Annotated in this window: 10 protein-coding genes and 1 pseudogene; 2 read left to right on the forward strand and 9 right to left on the reverse strand. The window is 71.0% G+C overall.

The features are described from left to right. The 5 genes and pseudogenes from ACFVXA_RS23025 to tkt form a co-directional block, all read right to left on the reverse strand. Window positions 1-470: pseudogene (locus ACFVXA_RS23025) on the reverse strand (glucose-6-phosphate isomerase); the annotation flags it as partial. Beyond that, a complete protein-coding gene (gene opcA, locus ACFVXA_RS23030) occupies window positions 463-1398 on the reverse strand; it encodes a glucose-6-phosphate dehydrogenase assembly protein OpcA (protein WP_384022645.1) in 936 nt (311 codons plus the stop codon). The gene opcA and the pseudogene ACFVXA_RS23025, both read right to left, overlap by 8 nt. After that, the gene (gene zwf / locus ACFVXA_RS23035) at window positions 1395-3062 is read right to left on the reverse strand and encodes a glucose-6-phosphate dehydrogenase (RefSeq protein WP_390026432.1); all 1668 of its coding nucleotides are present in this window, start codon (window positions 3060-3062) and stop codon (window positions 1395-1397) included. The genes opcA and zwf overlap by 4 nt, the downstream gene beginning before the upstream one ends. Before the next feature lie 173 nt (window positions 3063-3235). Continuing rightward, window positions 3236-4381: a transaldolase gene (gene tal / locus ACFVXA_RS23040; RefSeq protein WP_383738709.1), complete on the reverse strand. Its 1146-nt coding sequence runs from the start codon at window positions 4379-4381 to the stop codon at window positions 3236-3238. A 19-nt stretch (window positions 4382-4400) separates the two neighbouring features. Then, on the reverse strand, window positions 4401-6476 hold the full coding sequence (tkt, locus tag ACFVXA_RS23045) for a transketolase (RefSeq protein ID WP_390026282.1): 2076 nt from the start codon (window positions 6474-6476) through the stop codon (window positions 4401-4403). 146 nt (window positions 6477-6622) lie between these two features. Between tkt and ACFVXA_RS23050 the strand changes: the two genes are divergently transcribed. Further along, window positions 6623-7519 (forward strand): AraC family transcriptional regulator, encoded by an 897-nt coding sequence (locus ACFVXA_RS23050; RefSeq protein ID WP_362019851.1) that lies wholly within the window; start codon window positions 6623-6625, stop codon window positions 7517-7519. Window positions 7520-7600: 81 nt separating this feature from the next. On the opposite strand, the gene ACFVXA_RS23055 is transcribed toward ACFVXA_RS23050, so the two are convergent. From ACFVXA_RS23055 to ACFVXA_RS23065, 3 genes are all read right to left on the reverse strand, one after another. Beyond that, entirely contained in the window at window positions 7601-9133 is a 1533-nt protein-coding gene (locus ACFVXA_RS23055) for a glycoside hydrolase family 64 protein (RefSeq protein ID WP_390026285.1), read from the reverse strand. A 15-nt stretch (window positions 9134-9148) separates the two neighbouring features. Next, a complete protein-coding gene (locus ACFVXA_RS23060; RefSeq protein WP_390026287.1) occupies window positions 9149-10564 on the reverse strand; it encodes a glycoside hydrolase family 16 protein in 1416 nt (471 codons plus the stop codon). A gap of 244 nt (window positions 10565-10808) precedes the next feature. Then, complete coding sequence (locus tag ACFVXA_RS23065; protein WP_390026290.1) at window positions 10809-12134, reverse strand: Ig-like domain-containing protein; 1326 nt, start codon at window positions 12132-12134, stop codon at window positions 10809-10811. A 301-nt stretch (window positions 12135-12435) separates the two neighbouring features. On the opposite strand from ACFVXA_RS23065, the gene ACFVXA_RS23070 reads away from it, so the two are divergent. Beyond that, a complete protein-coding gene (locus tag ACFVXA_RS23070; protein WP_390026292.1) occupies window positions 12436-15114 on the forward strand; it encodes an FAD/NAD(P)-binding protein in 2679 nt (892 codons plus the stop codon). A gap of 401 nt (window positions 15115-15515) precedes the next feature. Here ACFVXA_RS23070 and ACFVXA_RS23075 read toward each other — a convergent pair whose 3' ends face one another. Continuing rightward, window positions 15516-17672, reverse strand: coding sequence for an MMPL family transporter (locus tag ACFVXA_RS23075; protein WP_390026294.1), 2157 nt, complete (start codon window positions 17670-17672; stop codon window positions 15516-15518). Window positions 17673-17749: the final 77 nt, after the last annotated feature.

A 17749-nucleotide genomic window follows, 5' to 3' on the forward strand; every position in this document is an offset into this window, starting at 1 on the left:
CCGATGCCGATGTTCACGATGTTCCTGATGCGCTTGCCGGTGTGGCCGGTCCACTCACCCGAGCGGACCCGGCCGGCGAAGTCGGCCATCTTGTCGAGCACGGCGTGCACCGCAGGGACGACGTTCTCCCCGTCGACCTCGATCACCGCGTCCCGCGGAGCGCGCAGCGCGGTGTGCAGCACCGCACGGCCCTCGGTGACGTTGATCTTCTCGGCACGGAACATCGCGTCACGCAGGCCGAACACGTCGGTCGCGGCAGCCAGTTCCTGGAGGAGGGCGAGGGTCTCGTCGGTGATCAGATGCTTGGAGTAGTCGATCCGCAGATCGCCGACCCGGACGACGTAGCGCTCCGCGCGCGACGGGTCGGCGGCGAACAGCTCACGCAGCTGCGGGCGCAGCAGCGCGTCCGCGCGGTGGTCCTCCAGGGCCACCCACTCCGGGCGCCGCGTGAGCTTGGGGGAGTCAGCCATGGCTGGGGGTCTCCTCGGTGCCCTCGCCGCGCAGGGCGACGGCGTACATCTCGTCCGCGTCGAGGCGGCGCAGCTCCTCCGCGATCAGCTCGGAGGTGGAGCGCACCTTCAGCGCGAGCGTGCGGGGCGGCTGGCCGGGCAGGGACAGCGTGGCCAGCGGGCCCTCGGGACGGTCGATCACGATCTCGCCGTTCTCGGTGCCGAGCCGTACGGCGGTCACGACCGGCCCCTCAGTGACGACCCGCTCGACGGGGACCTGGAGGCGGGCCTCCAGCCAGCGCGCCAGCAGTTCGGCGCTCGGGTTGTCGGCCTCGCTCTCGACGGCCGCCGAGATCACCTTCGTACGGGCCTGGTCGAGCGCGGCGGCCAGCATCGAGCGCCACGGTGTCAGCCGCGTCCACGCCAGGTCGGTGTCACCTGGCGCGTAGGAGGCGGCGCGGGCCTCCAGGGCGACGAGCGGGGCCTCGACCGCGTACATGTCGGTGATCCGGCGCTGCGCGAGGGCGCCCAGCGGGTCCTTGACCGGGACGTCGGGCGCGTCCACCGGCCACCAGACGACGACCGGGGCGTCCGGCAGCAGCAGCGGCAGCACCACGGAGTCGGCGTGGTCGGACACCTCGCCGTACGTCCGCAGCACGACCGTCTCGCCGGTGCCCGCGTCCGAGCCGACGCGTACCTCGGCGTCCAGCCGGGAGTTGGTGCGGTCGCGCGGGGTGCGAGCGACCCGCCTGATGACGACCAGGGTGCGCGAGGGGTGCTCGCGGGAGGCCTCCTCGGCCGCCTTGATCGAGTCGTACGCGTTCTCCTCGTCGGTGACGATGACCATCGTCAGGACCATGCCCACGGCGGGGGTGCCGATGGCCCGGCGCCCCTGCACGAGCGCTTTGTTGATCTTGCTTGCCGTGGTGTCGGTCAGGTCGATCTTCATGGCCTGCGCCAGCTCCGTCCGTCTCGTGCGAGCATCTCGTCGGCTTCCTTCGGGCCCCAACTGCCCGAGGGGTACTGCGCGGGCTTGCCGTGCGTGTCCCAGTACCCCTCGATCGGGTCGAGGATCTTCCACGACTCTTCCACCTCTTGGTGCCGGGGGAAGAGATTGGCGTCGCCGAGCAGGACATCCAGGATCAGCCGTTCGTACGCCTCCGGGCTGGACTCGGTGAACGACTCGCCGTACGCGAAGTCCATCGTGACGTCCCGGATCTCCATCGACGTACCCGGCACCTTCGATCCGAAGCGCACCGTCATGCCCTCGTCCGGCTGGACGCGGATGACGATCGCGTTCGCGCCGAGTTCCTCGGTGGCCGTGGAGTCGAAGGGCGAGTGGGGCGCGCGCTGGAAGACGACCGCGATCTCGGTCACCCGGCGGCCCAGGCGCTTGCCGGTGCGCAGGTAGAAGGGGACGCCCGCCCAGCGGCGGTTGTCGACCTGGAGTTTGACGGCCGCGTAGGTGTCGGTCGTCGACGCGGGGTCGATGCCGTCCTCCTGGAGGTAGCCGCGCACCTTCTCGCCGCCCTGCCAGCTCGCGGCGTACTGGCCGCGCACGGTGTGCTCGCCCAGGTTCTCCGGCAGCTTCACGGCCCTGAGGACCTTGAGCTTCTCGGTGAGCAGCGACTCGGCGTCGAACGAGGCCGGCTCCTCCATGGCGGTCAGCGCCATCAGCTGGAGGAGGTGATTCTGGATCACATCCCGGGCGGACCCGATGCCGTCGTAGTAGCCCGCGCGGCCACCGATGCCGATGTCCTCGGCCATCGTGATCTGGACGTGGTCGACGTACGACCGGTTCCAGACGGGCTCGTACATCTGGTTGGCGAAGCGGAGCGCCAGGATGTTCTGGACGGTCTCCTTGCCGAGGTAGTGGTCGATGCGGAACACCTGGTCCGGGTCGAACACCTCGTGCACGATCGCGTTCAGTTCACGCGCACTCACCAGGTCGTGGCCGAACGGCTTCTCGATGACCGCGCGGCGCCAGGAGCCCTCCGGCGCGTCCGCCAGTCCGTGCTTCTTGAGCTGCTGGACGACCTTCGGGAAGAACTTCGGCGGTACGGAGAGATAGAAGGCGTAGTTGCCGCTGGTGCCCCGGGAGGAGTCCAGCTCCTCGACCGCCGCGCGCAGTTGCTTGAACGCCGTGTCGTCGTCGAAGTCACCCGGGATGAACCGCATGCCCTCGGCGAGCTGCTGCCAGACCTCCTCGCGGAACTCCGTACGGGCGTGCTCGCGCACCGAGTCGTGGACGACCTGCGCGAAGTCCTGGTCCTCCCACTCACGGCGGGCGAACCCCAGGAGCGAGAAGCCCGGCGGAAGCAGGCCCCGGTTGGCGAGGTCGTACACGGCCGGCATCAGCTTCTTGCGGGACAGGTCGCCGGTGACGCCGAAGATGACGAGGCCGGAGGGGCCCGCGATACGGGGGAGACGACGGTCGCGCGGGTCGCGCAGGGGGTTGTCCCAGTCGGCGGCAGGGACGCCGAGCGCCTCGGCGAGGGCCCGCGCCGTCAGCTCACCCTGCCGCGAGGTCGCGTCGGCCGGTTCGGTGTTCGCGTCGCCGGATCCCGTCGTCGCGTCGGCCGGTTCGGTGTTCGCGTCGCCGGATCCCGTCATCGTGTCGGCTGGTTCGGTGCTCGCGTCGCCGGATCCCGTCGCGTCGGCCGGTTCGGTGCTAGCGCCGCCGGATCCCGTCGTCACCACGGCCGGTTCCACGGGCGTGTCACCAGGTCCCTGCGTCGCGGTGGCCGCATCCTGCGCGGCGCTGTGGGGAATCGCCTCACGCTCGGTCATTCCCCCTCAACTCCCTTGCTGCCGAGCGAGGCCGTGACGGCCTCCAGCAGCTCCTGCCAGGCGGCCTCGAACTTCGAGACGCCCTCGTCCTCCAGCTGCTTCACGACCTCGTCGTACGAGATCCCGAGCGCCTCGACGGCGGCCAGGTCGGCGCGGGCCTGCTCGTAGCCGCCGGTCACCGCGTCGCCGTGGAGGTCACCGTGGTCGGCGGTGGCGTTCAGGGTCGCCTCCGGCATGGTGTTGACCGTCCCAGGCGCGACCAGCTCGTCGACGTACAGAGTGTCCTTGTACGCCGGGTCCTTGACGCCCGTCGAGGCCCACAGGGGGCGCTGCTTGTGGGCGCCGGAGGGGGCGAGGGCGGTCCAGCGCGCACCCCCGAAGACGTCCTCGTACGCCTCGTAGGCGAGCCGGGCGTTGGCGAGCGCCGCCCTGCCCTTGAGGGCGAGGGCCTCGTCCGTGCCGGCCTTCGCCAGCCGCTTGTCGATCTCGCTGTCGACGCGGGAGACGAAGAAGGAGGCCACGGAGTGGATGGTGGACAGGTCGATGCCCGCCGCCCGCGCCTTCTCCAGGCCCGCCAGGTAGGCGTCCATCACCTCGCGGTAGCGCTCCAGCGAGAAGATCAGCGTGACGTTGACGCTGATGCCGAGGCCGATGACCTCGGTGATCGCCGGGAGACCTGCCTTCGTCGCCGGGATCTTGATCATCACGTTCGGGCGGTCGACCAGCCAGGCGAGCTGCTTGGCCTCGGCGATCGTCGCGGCGGTGTGGTGGGCCAGACGCGGGTCGACCTCGATGGAGACCCGGCCGTCACGACCGCCGGTCGCGTCGTGCACCGGGCGCAGGATGTCGGCGGCGGCGCGCACGTCGGCCGTCGTCATCATGCGGACGGCCTCGTCCACCGTCACGCCGCGCACGGCGAGGTCGGCCAGCTGCTCCTCGTACCCCTCGCCCGAGCCGATGGCGGCCTGGAAGATGGAGGGGTTGGTGGTGACGCCCACCACGTGCTTGTGCTCGATGAGTTCGGCGAGGTTGCCGGAGGCGATCCGCTTGCGCGACAGGTCGTCCAGCCAGATGGAGACGCCCTCGTCGGAGAGGCGCTTCAGGGTTACCGCGGTCGCGGTTGCTTCGGTCACAGTGATCATCTTCCTTGGTGCGATCGGATCAACCGCGGGCTGCGGTAAGAGATTCCCGCGCGGCGGCGGCGACGTTCTCGGCGGTGAAGCCGAACTCGGCGAACAGGGTCTTGGCGTCGGCGGAGGCGCCGAAGTGCTCCAGGGACACGACGCGTCCCGCGTCACCGACGTACCGGTACCAGGTCAGGCCGATGCCCGCCTCGACCGCGACGCGGGCCTTCACGGACGGCGGAAGGACGCTCGCGCGGTACTCCGGCGACTGCTCCTCGAACCACTCCACGGACGGCATCGACACGACCCGCGTCCCGACGCCCTCGGCTTCGAGCAGCTCGCGCGCGGCGACGGCGAGCTGTACCTCGGAGCCGGTGGCGATGAGGACCACGTCGGGGGTCTCGGACGAGGAGTCGCGCAGGACGTAACCGCCCTTCGCCGCCTCGGGGTTGGCCTCGTACGTGGGCACGCCCTGACGGGTGAGCGCCAGGCCGTGCGGGGCCGGGTTCGTGGCGTGCCGCTTGAGGATCTCGGCCCAGGCGATCGCGGTCTCGTTGGCGTCGGCCGGGCGGACGATGTTCAGGCCGGGGATGGCGCGCAGCGAGGCGAGGTGCTCGACCGGCTGGTGGGTGGGGCCGTCCTCGCCGAGGCCGATGGAGTCGTGGGTCCAGACGTACGTCACCGGGAGCTGCATGAGGGCCGACAGGCGTACGGCGTTGCGCATGTAGTCGGAGAACACCAGGAAGGTGCCGCCGTAGATGCGGGTGTTGCCGTGCAGCGCGATGCCGTTCATCTCGGCGGCCATCGAGTGCTCGCGGATGCCGAAGTGGACGGTGCGGCCGTAGGGGTCGGCCTCCGGGAGCGGGTTGCCCTTCGGCAGGAAGGACGAGGCCTTGTCGATGGTGGTGTTGTTCGAGCCGGCGAGGTCGGCGGAGCCGCCCCACAGCTCGGGGAGCACGCCGCCGAGCGCTTGGAGGACCTTGCCGGAGGCGGCACGGGTGGCGACGGACGTGCCCGCCTCGAACACCGGCAGCGCGGCCTCCCAGCCCTCGGGCAGTCGGCCGGCCACGACACGGTCGAAGAGCTTCGCGCGCTCGGGCTGTGCGGTGCGCCACTCGGCGAGCTGCTTGTCCCAGGCGGCGTGCGCCTCGGCGCCCCGGTCGAGGGCCTGGCGGGCGTGGTCCAGCACCTCGGTGTCGACCTGGAAGGTCTGCTCCGGGTCGAAGCCGAGGATGCGCTTGGTGGCGGCGATCTCCTCGGCGCCCAGCGCGGAGCCGTGGGAGGCCTCGGTGTTCTGCGCGTTCGGTGCGGGCCAGGCGATGATCGTGCGCATCGCGATGATGGAGGGGCGCCCGGTCTCGGCCTGGGCCGTCCTGAGGGCGGTGTGGAGGGCGTGGACGTCGATGTCGCCGCCCAGCGCGGGCTCGATCCGCTGCACGTGCCAGCCGTACGCCTCGTACCGCTTCAGGACGTCCTCGGAGAACGCGGTCGCCGTGTCGCCCTCGATGGAGATGTGGTTGTCGTCGTAGACGAAGACGAGGTTGCCCAGCTTCTGGTGGCCGGCGAGGGAGGAGGCCTCCGCGGAGATGCCCTCCTCCAGGTCGCCGTCCGAGACGATCGCCCAGATGGTGTGGTCGAAGGGGGACTCGCCCTCGGGGGCCTCGGGGTCGAAGAGGCCGCGCTCGTAGCGGGCGGCCATCGCCATGCCCACGGCGTTGGCGACACCCTGGCCGAGCGGGCCCGTGGTCGTCTCGACGCCCGCCGTGTGCCCGTACTCGGGGTGACCGGGCGTCTTCGAACCGTGCGTGCGGAACGCCTTCAGGTCGTCCAGTCCGAGCTCGTAGCCCGACAGGAAGAGCTGGGTGTAAAGAGTCAGCGAGGTGTGGCCGGGGGAGAGGACGAAGCGGTCGCGGCCGGTCCACTCCGGATCGGCGGGATCGTGACGCATCACCTTCTGAAAGATCGTGTACGCGGCCGGGGCCAGGCTCATCGCGGTGCCCGGGTGACCGTTTCCGACCTGCTGCACGGCATCGGCCGCGAGCAGACGGGCCGTGTCGACGGCACGCCGGTCCAGGTCGGTCCACTCGAAACTGTCGGGGCTGTGCGTGCTCATCTTCAAGAAGTCCTCACGAGAGGGGCCATCACTGTCGGTACGCCTTCAAAACTAAAAGTCTGACTTTTGCTGGGGAAGGTGCCCGTGTGTCAGCCTTCGGTGAAAGTGGGACATCGACAGCAGGGCCGAGCCGCCGCGAGAGGGACATGGCAGACAGAACCACCCGAGCCGCCCAAGAGGGCGACGGGATCAGAACCTTTCCCTTCCCTGTCGACCTGAGCCTCTCCGGCGTCGGCATGCAGGTCGGCCCGATGGGCACCGGCCGCGTCTGGCACGCGGAGGCGCCCCTGGAGCGCGTGCACCGGATCGACTTCCACGTCGTGATGTTCTTCCACGCGGGCCCCGTCACGCACATGGTCGACTTCGCCGAGTACGAGGTCTCCGCGGGGGACATCCTGTGGATCCGCCCCGGTCAGGTGCACCGCTTCTCGGGCACCGACCGCTACCGCGGCACCGCCCTGACCATGCAGCCCGGCTTCCTGCCACGGGCGACCGTCGAGGCGACCGGCCTCTACCGCTACGACCAGCCCCCGCTGCTGCACCCGGGCGGGGACCAGCTGGCCGCGCTCGAACACTCCCTCGCCCAGCTGGAGCGCGAGTACAACGACACGACCACGCTGCCGCTCAGTCTGCACACGGCGGTGCTGCGGCACTCCCTGACCGCGTTCCTGCTGCGCCTCGCCCATCTCGCGGCGAGCTCCGCCGAGGCGGCCCGCCGGCCGACCGACACCACGTTCACCCGCTTCCGGGACGCGGTGGAGAAGGACTTCGCCACCAACCACAGCGTCAGCGCGTACGCCGACGCGCTCGGCTACTCCCGCCGCACCCTGGTCCGCGCGGTGCGCGCGGCCACCGGCGAGACCCCGAAGGGCTTCATCGACAAGCGGGTCGTTCTGGAGGCCAAGCGCCTCCTCGCCCACACGGAACTGCCCATCGGCCGCGTCGGCGTCGCCGTCGGCTTCCCCGACTCAGCCAACTTCTCCAAGTTCTTCCACCAGCACACGGGTACGACGCCGGTGGCGTTCCGCGCGGAACTGCGCTGAAAGGGGGCGGACCGCAAGGCCCACCCCCTTCCCTCAACTGCTTACTACTTCTGCTTACTAGTTCTGCTCACTACTTCTTCATCACCAGCCGATGCCGAGCGTCAGCCCGGTCGGCGGGTTCGCGTTGCCCAGGATCTGCACCGACGACTGGTCGTTGATGTCGTCGTAGGGGAAGGCATAGGCACGCTTGTCGAGGCCGACGGTGTGCAGGAAAGCGGCGTAGTCGTTCTTGACGCCTCCGGTGTAGTAGGCGGACGGGGTGTACCAGGCCGAGGTGTCGAGCGCCACGCCCCGGTTGAACGCGGCGCAGAACTCCGCGCCGAGCTGCTTCTCCGGATCGCTGCCCGAAGCCAGCGCGCCCGCGCAGGCCACGACGTCCGGGGAGGACGGTTTCTGGAGCGTGTAGGGGCCGGCACCGTTCTTGGTGAAGGTGAGGGTGCTCCCGGAGACCTGGCCGGTGAAGGTCTCACCGAGCCGGGTCAGCTTGAAGGGGTGGGTGGAGTAGTAGGACCAGGTCTGGTCGACGTACGACTGGAGGTAGCCGGCCTGTGAGCCTCCCGCGAGGAAGAGGTTCGAGGAGCGCGGGGCGACGATCCGGTACGTGTTCTGCAGCGGCCTGAAGGCCGCGCCCACCGAGGCGGCGTACTGCGACATCACCTGGGCGCGGGTCAGCGTGATGCCGCGCGTGGTGTCGTAGCCACTCGACGACTGCGTGAGCCGCGAGGTCATCGGGAAGCCGAACTGGTCGACCTGGGTGGTGTTGCCGCCGAACGCCACCTGCCCGAAGACGTATGTGTACTCGTACCAGTCGTAGTAGACGTCGCTGTTGGGGTCGTTCGGGTTGCGCAGGTCGGGGCCGCCCCAGCCTTGGTCGTCCGGGGAGACCGGGATGTACAGGGGCGAGCCGAGGGAGACGTAGATCCGGCCGCCCCGGATCGACGTGGGGGAGGGGACCGAGCCGCCCGACCGGGCGAGCGTGAACGACATGTTCGGGTAGGTCACGCCGTTCTTGGTGAGGTGTCCGGGCGCGCTCGCGTCCAGGTGGTTGATGTGGGCCATGGTCCCGTCGGCCTTCATGTACGACCACTGACCGGGCGTCACCTGACCGAGCACGGTGACATAGATCTGTGCATCGGTGTACGTGCCGCGGGTGTTGTTCTGGAAGGTGATCGGGAAGCTGCCGGTGCCGCCCCCGCCGCCACCACCACCTCCTCCGCCGGTGCCGACGACGTAGGTGAAGTGCCCGGTGTCGTAGAGCGGACCGCTCTTCTCGTACGTGAACCAGTACTCCAGGGTGAAGCCGCTCGGCAGGCCGCCGACGTTCTGCTCCCAGACTCCGGCGTTGTTCGTCATCCGGAAGTTCTGCTGACCCGAGCCGGGGGACTGGTAGTGCACATCGACCAGGGACGCGGAGGTGGTCGGCTTGAACCAGATCCGGACCGAACCGGAGCCGGTGGCGTCGACCCCCTGGGTGTAGTCGGCGGCGGCCTTCGCGGGCGCCGCCCCGGCCAGGCCGAGCGCCAGCACCGTGATGAGGGCGGCCAGGACGGCCGTCACCAGCCGCCCGACCTTGGGGCGTGGCGCTCCGGACCTGACCGGGGAGTGTGTGAACATCAGTCGACTCCCTTGTCAGTGGCCGAAGTCGAACCAGTTGACGTTCACGAAGTCCGCCGGCTGACCGCTGCTGAAGGTCAGATAGACGTCGTGGGTGCCGGTGACGGAGCTGATGTTCGCGGGCACCGTCCGCCACGACTGCCAGCCACCGGTGTCGGCCACCGCGAAGCTGCCGATCGGTGCGCTCGTACGGCTGTCGAGGCGCACCTCGACCAGTCCGCTGACACCGCCCGCCGCACCGCTCGCGACCCGGCCGTAGAACTGCTTGGCCGCCGTGGAGCCGAAGTTGACGCCCTTGTAGAGCGCGTAGTCGCCGTTGGCGAGGGTGTTGATGTCCTGGCCGCCTCCGGTGTCGGTGGTGGTCTCGGTGCCGACGCCCGCCTGGCCGTCGTACGACTCGGCCTGGATCGCGCTGTACGCGTCACGGTTGCCGGAGGGCGGCGGGGTCGTGGGCGGCGGGGTCGTTCCGCCACCGCCGGTCGACTGCAGCACCTGGACGTAGTCGACCACGAGCGGGTGGCCCGGATCCGTGCCGCCGTCGGGGCCGCCGCCGAAGGCCGCCGGGAACTCGCCGCCCATCGCGACGTTCAGGATGATGAAGTAGCCGTGGTTGGTGGCATTGGTCCAGGTCGTCGCGTCGACCTGATTCTGCCTGACCGTATGGAAGTTGACGCCGTCCAGGTAGAAGCGCATCTCCTCGGGACTCGTCGACTTGTCCCACTCCACGGCGTAGGTGTGGAAGCCGCCCTGGCAGGTCGTGCCCGCACAGACCTGCTGGCCGCCGATGCCGGACTTCTCGTTGCACGGGCCGCCCGGGCTGGTGCCGCAGTGCATCGTGGCCCACTCGTTGTTGATGCCCTGGACGTTCTCCATGATGTCCAGTTCGCCGATGCCGGGCCAGTTCCACCAGTTGCCGCGGTAGGGCGCGCCCAGCATCCAGAAGGCGGGCCAGTAGCCCTTGGCGGCGGCACCGGTCACGTTCGGCATCTGGAGCCGGGCCTCGACCCGCAGTTTGCCGCCGGCGGGCGGCTGGAAGTCGGATCGATTCGTCTCGATACGGCCCGACGTCCAGTTGCCCGCGGCGTCGCGCCGTGGGGTGATCCGGAGGTTTCCGGCGCCGTCGAGCGAGACGTTGTTGGTGCTGGAGGTCATGGTCTCGACCTCGCCGGTACCGAAGCCGGCGGGCCCGCCGGGATAGCTCGTGCCGGTCGTGTACTGCCAGTTGGCGGTGTTGACGCCCGATCCGGCGGCCCCGTTGAAGTCGTCGAGGAAGACCTGGGACCAGCCGGACGGGGGAGTGGGGGCGGACGCGTTGGCGGGCAAGGTGGCTGCTGTTGCTGCGGCGGCCGCGAGACCGAGGGTGCTGAACACGGCGATGAGGACGCGCCGTAGGGAACCGCGTCTGACAGGTGTGCCGGCCGTTTCACTCATGGATGCCTCTTCGGGTACGGAGTGGAGCGCGCGGGTGGTGTGGAGGGGAGCGCTCCCGTGGCCTTTGAGAGCGCTCTCAGAACTGCTGCGCCGACAATGTGCTCTCCGTCACTCCGGCCGTCAAGAGGTGAAGTCGAGAAAGTCTTTTGGGCGCACGGGAGTTCACGCCGTGAAAGAAGGGGGTGTGCATGCGAAGGGGGCGGGTCACGGCGATCCGCCGGTACCCGCCCCCTTCGGGAAACCGTTACAGAGCGCTGCCCGCTTTCCAGTCCGCCCAGGACAGATTCCACCCGTTGAGCCCGTTGGCCGGGTCCACGGTCCGCTCGCCCGAGTTCTTGACGATCACCACGTCACCGAGCATCGAGCTCGCGTAGAACTTGTAGCCCGGCACGGAGCTGTCGTCGGCTCCCTTGGCGTCGTGCAGGCCGATGCAGCCGTGGCTGGTGTTGCTGGAGCCGAACACCGAGGTCGAGGCCCAGTAGTTGCCGTGGATGAAGGTGCCGGAGGTGGTCAGGCGCTGGGCGTGCGGGACGTCCGGGATGTCGTACTCGTCGCCGAGACCGACCGTCGAGGACTCCATCCGGGTCTGCTTGAACCGCTCGCTGACGACCATGATCCCGGACCAGGTGGTGTGGTCGGCGTCGCCGCCGCTCACGGGGTAGGTGGCGAGGGTGGAGCCGTCGCGCTCGACGGTCATCGTCTTCTTCGCCAGGTCGACCGTGCTGACCTGGCGGCGGCCGATGTGGAAGGTGACGTCCTTGGACTGCGTGCCGTACACGCCGTCCGTGCCCTCGACGTCCTTGAGGCGCAGACTCAGCGTGACCTTCGTGCCCGCGGCCCAGTACTCCTCGGGCCGGAAGTCGAGCCGGGTGTCACTGAACCAGTGGCCGACCACCTCGACCGCGGGCTCGGCCGTCACCGTGATCGCCTTCTCCACGGCGGCCCGGTCCTTGACGGCCCGGGTGAAGTTGAGGGACACGGGCATGCCGACACCGGAGGTCGAATTCGCCTCCGGAGTGAAATAGCCCACGAAGGTCTCGCCGGGGGACTTCGTGACGAAGCTCGTGGTCTGCGCGCCGGCGCCCCGCGGTGTCGCTGTGACCGTGTATTTGGTGCCCGAGTACGGATTCCTGGTGGAAGTCCATCGCGTACGGGCGTCGTTGAAGGATCCCGCCAGAGTGGAACCGTCGTTTCCCGTGACCTTGACACTCGACAGGGTGCCGTCCGCCACGGTGACCTCGACCGGGCTGGTGAAATCGGCCTTCTTCGTGCCGTCGGCCGGGGTGACCGAGACGGTCGGCGTCGCCGTCCTGGCCTTCGCCTTCGTGCTCGCGGCGGCCGTCGCCGAGGCGCCGGACCCCTCCGAGGCGTCCGCCGATCCGCTGCAGCCCGTCAGGGCGACCGCCGGTACGGCACCGAGCGCGGCGAGGATCCCGCGCCGCGACCACGCCGGCCGGTCGGACGGGCTCCGGGATTCGGTCCGGTTCCGTGCCGACCGGCCCCGGTACCGCGCCGGCTCGGACCGGTTCGACGACTGCTCGGACCGGTTCGATATCTGAGGGACGCCCACGGCACGCCTTTCTTCGATTCCTCGATCACCACCACTGCGGACGCATCTTGCGCCCCTTACCTGGATTGATGCTTTGAATCCGAGGGCTCCACCTGAGATTCCTGTGAAGACGCCCGGAGAGACGTCCTGAAACCACGGTTGTCGGCCCGCCTCCGATTGTGAACAGATGATGAACAGCCGACCGGTGCCCTGAGTTTCCGGTGAGATCCCCCTCCCGCCGGGCCTTCCCGCCTCTCCGGTCGCAATAGTGAAGAAGGAGTTCCGCTTACCGGTCCCGCAGCAGACCCCGCCGGAGGTTTTCGTGAGTCCAGCCCGCAAGCGGCACACCGTGGCCATCGTCGGAGCGGGCGCCGCCGGCGCGCTCACGGCCGTCCAGCTGTGCGAGACGGCGGCGCGCCGCCGGGTGTCCCTCGACCTCGTCCTGGTCGACCCGGCTCCGGAGGCGGGGCGCGGCACCGCGTACGCCACGCCCGATCCACGCCACCGGCTCAACGTGCCCGCGAGCGGCATGAGTTGTTACCCGGACGACCCGGGACACTTCACCCGCTGGCTGTGCCGGCACGGCGAACCGACCGTCAGGGGAGCCGACTTCGCCACCCGCTACCGGTACGGCGCCTATCTGGCCGACACCCTGGCCCAGGCGATCATCCGCGCCCACGGGACGGTCGCCGTGCGCCGGCTGCGGACGCGGGCGGAGCGCTGTACCGGCACCCCCGGCGGCGGGGTGGAGCTCCAGCTGGCCGACGGGGGACTTCTGACGGCCGACAGCGCGGTCCTCGCCACCGGACCGGCCGCCCCGCGCGGCGACTGGGCCCCGCCTGGGCTGCGGACGTCCGAGCGCTTCCTGCGGTCCCCGTGGGCGCCCGGCGCCCTGGACGGCCCGCTCGGGGACACAGCCGACGTACTGCTGGTGGGTACCGGACTCACGGCGGTGGACCTGGCCCTGAGCCTGGACCGTCCGGGGCGGACCGTGCACGCGGCCTCCCGCACCGGCCTGCTGCCGCAGCCGCACGCGCTCAGCCCCGCAGCGGCGATGGCCGCCCCCGACGGGCTCGACGCGCCGCCGTCGCTGTCCGCGCTGCGCAGAACCGTCTACCGTCACATCGGCCGGGCCGTCCGCACCCACGGCGACTGGCGCCCGGCGCTCGACAGCCTCCGCCCGCACACCGCAGGGCTGTGGCGCAGCCTCACCCCCGAGGAACGGGCCGCGTTCCTGAGGTACGAGGGCACGCTGTGGAACACGCACCGTCATCGGATGGCGCCCGCGACGGCCGAGGCGGTCACCCGCGCCCGCACGGCCCGGCGCCTGCGCGTGCACTCCGGAGCGGTCGCCGACGCCGCCGTCGAGGACGACGGCTCGGTGCGGGTGACGCTCTCCGACGGGCGGGACATACGTGCGGGTTGGGTCGTCGACTGCACCGGACCCGGCCCGCGTCCCGAAGACCCGTTGTGGCGCTCGCTGTTCGAGACCGGTGCCGCCGTGCCGGGTCCCCTGGGGTTGGGGGTCGCGACCCGTGACGGCCGGCTCCTCGATGCCGAAGGCAGCACCGAACGGCCGCTGTTCACGCTCGGCGCCCCGCGCCGCGGTGAGTTGTGGGAGACCACGGCCGTCCCGGAGATCCGCGTCCAGGCCGCCGCGCTGGCGAAGGAGTTGCTGGCACCCCTGGGGAAGCCGCGACAAGCCGAGCGCCGCCGCCGGCCACTCGACTCGCACGGGCTCGCGCTGTCCACGCACGCCGAGGCGGCCGCCGCCTACCGCACCGGGCTCGACCGGGTCCTCAAGGTCCGGGCCGGAGCCGAGGACGCCTTCGGGCGCGCGGTCGCCCTCGACCCCGGGTTCGCGCTCGGGCACGCCGCGCTCGCCCTGCTCGGTCACGAGTGCGGCGCCGCCGTCGACGTACCCAGGGCCCTCGCCGACGCGCAGCGCTCCGCGCGCGAACGGGCCGACGAACGGGAGCGTTCGTTCGTGGAGGTCGTCACGCGGCGCATCCAGGGAAACGACGGCGACGGGGCGCTGCTCGGGCACCTCACCGCGCACCCCGCCGACGCGCTCGCGCTCGCCGCCGCCGTGCCCACCATCGCCTTCTCCGGCATCAACGACCTCGACGACGCCTACGCGCTGCGCCTGGTCGAGCGCACCTCGCCCGCGTACGACGGGCACTGGTTCCCCGCCTCGCTGCTCGCCTTCCTGCGCCAGGAGCAGGGGCGTTTCCACGAGGCCGCCGAGCTGGCCCACCGCGCGCTGGGCACCGAACCGGCCTCGGGGCACGCCGTGCACGCGCTCGCGCACGTCCACTACGAGTCCGGCGCCCACGAGGCGGGCCGCGACTGGCTCGACTCCTGGGTGTCCGGGCACGGCCGGGGCGCCGTCCACCGGGCGCACTTCTCCTGGCACATCGCGCTGCACGAACTCGCCCTGGACGACCCGGCCGCCGTACGGAAGAGGTGGTTCGCGCAGCTCGCGCCCGGGCGGGTGAGCGGGGTGCGGGCCCTGGTCGACTCGGGGTCGCTGCTGTGGCGGGCCCGGCTGAGCGACAGCTGGCGCGGGCAGGTGCCGGTCGCGGACGTGCTCGACACGGTGGCACGGGAGGTCGTGGAGCGGCCCGCGACCGCGTTCACCGCGCTGCACGCGGCCGTCGCCCTGGCCGCCGCCGGGGACCTGGCGGCGCTGCGCCGGCTGCGCGACCACGCGGCGGGCGCCGATCCCGTACAGCGCGAGATCATCGTCCCGCTCTGCGAGGCCTTCGGCGCCCTCGTCGAGGAACGCTTCTTCGAAGCGGCCCGCGGCCTCGACGCGCTCCTGCCGGTGCTCCGCAAGGTCGGGGGCAGCGCGGCCCAGCGCGAGGTCGTCGAGGAGACACTGCTGTACGCCCTTGTCGCGGCGGGCCGTTGCGACGCCGCCCGGCGTCTGCTGGACGCGCGCCTCGACCGCGGGGCGGCGCCGCGGGACCGACGGTTGCTCGCCGCGCTGCCCGGCTGAGCGGGCCGTCGCGTACGCGTCGATCACGGCTCGGCTGAGCGAGGCATCGCGTACCCGGTCCCGTTCCATCATGTGCCGGACACGGGGCCCCGTCGCGGGGACGCGGGTCGGTGGGCTGCCTGCTGTCGGACGCGGAGCCGAAGCGGGCGCGCGCCATGCCCTTGTCGCTGTTGTCGGCCGCCTTGCAGCAGCCGGACGAGGGGAACAAGCTCGGGTTCCACGCACCGGTCGCCGTGCCCGTCAGCGTGGAGCGGCCGCCGTCCGAGGTGATCGAGTTCGCCAGGGTCGACCCCTGGAGATCACCGGCGAGGGACCGGGCTGCCAGGCATTCCGCGCCCAGCTCACGAAGCAGTCCGTCACCCGTCGCCGGACGGCGGGTGACGGACTGCTTCGGTCAGCGGTCAGACACTGGTCAGTTGGGGTCGGCTCGGCGCCTCCTCGCTCACCCCGAACCGGTCGTGCGCCCGCCGCAAGGCGCCCGGTGCCCACCAGGCGCGCCGCCCGAGCAGCGCCATCGTCGCCGGTACGAGGAGTATCCGGACGACGGTCGCGTCGATCAGGACAGCCAGGGTGAGCCCGAGGCCGATCTGCAGGATGGGGGAGAAGCCGCCGGTCATGAACGCCCCGAAGACGATCGCGAGGAGCAGCGCGGCGCAGCTGACCACGCGGCCCGAGCGGCGCAGGCCGGTCACCACGGCTTCCTGGGCGTCGCCGGTCTGCTGCCAGCTCTCACGCATCCGGGCGAGGATGAACAGCTCGTAGTCCATGGCCAGTCCGAAGGCGATCGCGATGATCAGCGGCGGGGCCGTCAGGCTGAGCGAGCCGAGGCCCTCGGCGCCCAGCGCACCGGCCAGATGGCCGTCCTGGAAGACCCAGACCACCGCGCCGAGCGCGGCACCGAGGCTGAGCAGTGTGGTCGCGATGGTCCGCAGCGGGATCAGTACCGACCCGGTGAAGGCGAAGAGCAGCACGAAGATGCCGATGAGTACGGTGACCGCGGCCCAGGGCGCCCGGTCGGCGAGCATCGCGCGGAAGTCGACCAGCCGGGCCGCCACACCGGTGACCTCGACGGGCTCACTTCCGCGTACCTCGCGTACCCGCTCGACCAGATCGGTCGCCGCCTTGCCGTCGACGCTGCCGGTCGGCTGGAGGTGCACCAGCGTGGCGCCGCCCGGGAGAGCGCGCGAGTCGGTCGTGTCCGAGAGGGCGCGGATCCTGGCCACCGTGTCCGGGGCGGCGCCGGGGCGCACCACCACGGTCACCGGCGAGACCCCGGTGCCGGGCGGGAAGTGGGCGTCCAGGGTGTCGTACAACTGCCGTGCCTCGGTGGTGGACGGCAGTTGCTTCGCGTCCCCGATGCTGATCTTCATCCCGGCGGCGGGCAGCGCGAGGACGAGCAGGGCCGGGACGAGGGTGGCGAGGACGACGACGGGACGGCGCGTGGCGAAGCGGGCGAGGCGGGCGAAGACGCGGCCTTCGGAGTCGGAGTCGGAGTCGGAGTCGGGGTCGGCGCCTTCGGCCGGGGCGGTCCCGGTGCCGGTCTTCTCGCTCTTCGCGGCCGGTGCGATGCGGGCGCCGAACCGGGCCAGCAGGGCCGGCAGCAGAGTGACCGCGGCGAGCATGTCGACGACGACCACGGCGGCTACCGCCAGACCCATGCTGCGCAGGAAGGGGCTGGGGAACACCAGCAGTCCGGTGAGACTGACGGCCACCGTGAGCCCGGAGAACAGGACGGTCCGCCCGGCGCCGGCGACGGTGCGGTGCACGGCCTCGACGACGTCGTCGGTGTGCCGCCGTTCCTCGCGGAATCGGACCACCATCAACAGGGCGTAGTCCACGGCGAGTCCGAGGCCCAGCATGGTGGTGACCTGGATCGCGTACACCGAGATGTCGGTGAACTGACTGAAGGTGAACAGCGCCAGGAACGCCCCCGCGACTCCGCTGATCGCGATCACCAGGGGCAGCCCGGCCGCCCGCAGCCCGCCGAAGACGACGAGGAGCAGTGCCAGCACGACCGGCAGCGAGATCAACTCGGCGCGCTGTACGTCCTCCTGGGCGCGTCCGCTCATCTGCTGGCCGAGCAGCAGCCCGCCGCTGACGTGGACGTCGGGCGCCTCGATCCGCCGGATGCGCTCGACCGCGGTGTCCACGGCCGTCTTCTTGTCCTTGAACTTCAGGTCGCCCTTGAGCGTCACCGGAATGACGAGGGCCTTGCCGTCCTCGGAGGTGAGGCCGTGTGTGGTGTAAGGGTCGGGTACGTCGGCGACGCCCGAGACCGTACGCACGTCGGCGACGGCGCGCTGGACCTGGGACCGCAGGCCGGGGTCGGCGACCGCGGTGCCCGCGACGACGGCGGTGATCGACTCACCGCTCTTGTCGACGCGGTCGAGATAGGCGGCGGCCCGCTCCGACTCGGTGCCCGGGACATCGGGCACCGAGTCGACGAGCCGGCCGAAGACGCCCGTGCCGAGGCCGAAGCCGATCAGCAGCATGAGCAGCCAGACGAGGATCACGGTGAGCGGGCGGCGGGTCGCCGCCCGGGAGATCGTGGCGAGCACGGTACGCCTCCCGGCGGTTGGTGACATCACCACACAGCGTCGTGCCCGGCGGGTGGCCGGCGGATCGCCGGAGGGAG

Origin of the sequence: Streptomyces sp. NPDC058246 (assembly GCF_042881985.1) — a bacterium.
GTDB lineage: Bacteria > Actinomycetota > Actinomycetes > Streptomycetales > Streptomycetaceae > Streptomyces.

Coding starts and splice junctions, on each gene's coding strand:
- opcA (WP_384022645.1), bottom strand. CDS start 1,398: ATGAAGATCGACCTGACCGACACCACGGCAAGCAAGATCAACAAAGCG.
- zwf (WP_390026432.1), bottom strand. CDS start 3,062: ATGACGGGATCCGGCGACGCGAACACCGAACCGGCCGACGCGACGACG.
- tal (WP_383738709.1), bottom strand. CDS start 4,381: ATGATCACTGTGACCGAAGCAACCGCGACCGCGGTAACCCTGAAGCGC.
- tkt (WP_390026282.1), bottom strand. CDS start 6,476: ATGAGCACGCACAGCCCCGACAGTTTCGAGTGGACCGACCTGGACCGG.
- ACFVXA_RS23050 (WP_362019851.1), top strand. CDS start 6,623: ATGGCAGACAGAACCACCCGAGCCGCCCAAGAGGGCGACGGGATCAGA.
- ACFVXA_RS23055 (WP_390026285.1), bottom strand. CDS start 9,133: ATGTTCACACACTCCCCGGTCAGGTCCGGAGCGCCACGCCCCAAGGTC.
- ACFVXA_RS23060 (WP_390026287.1), bottom strand. CDS start 10,564: ATGAGTGAAACGGCCGGCACACCTGTCAGACGCGGTTCCCTACGGCGC.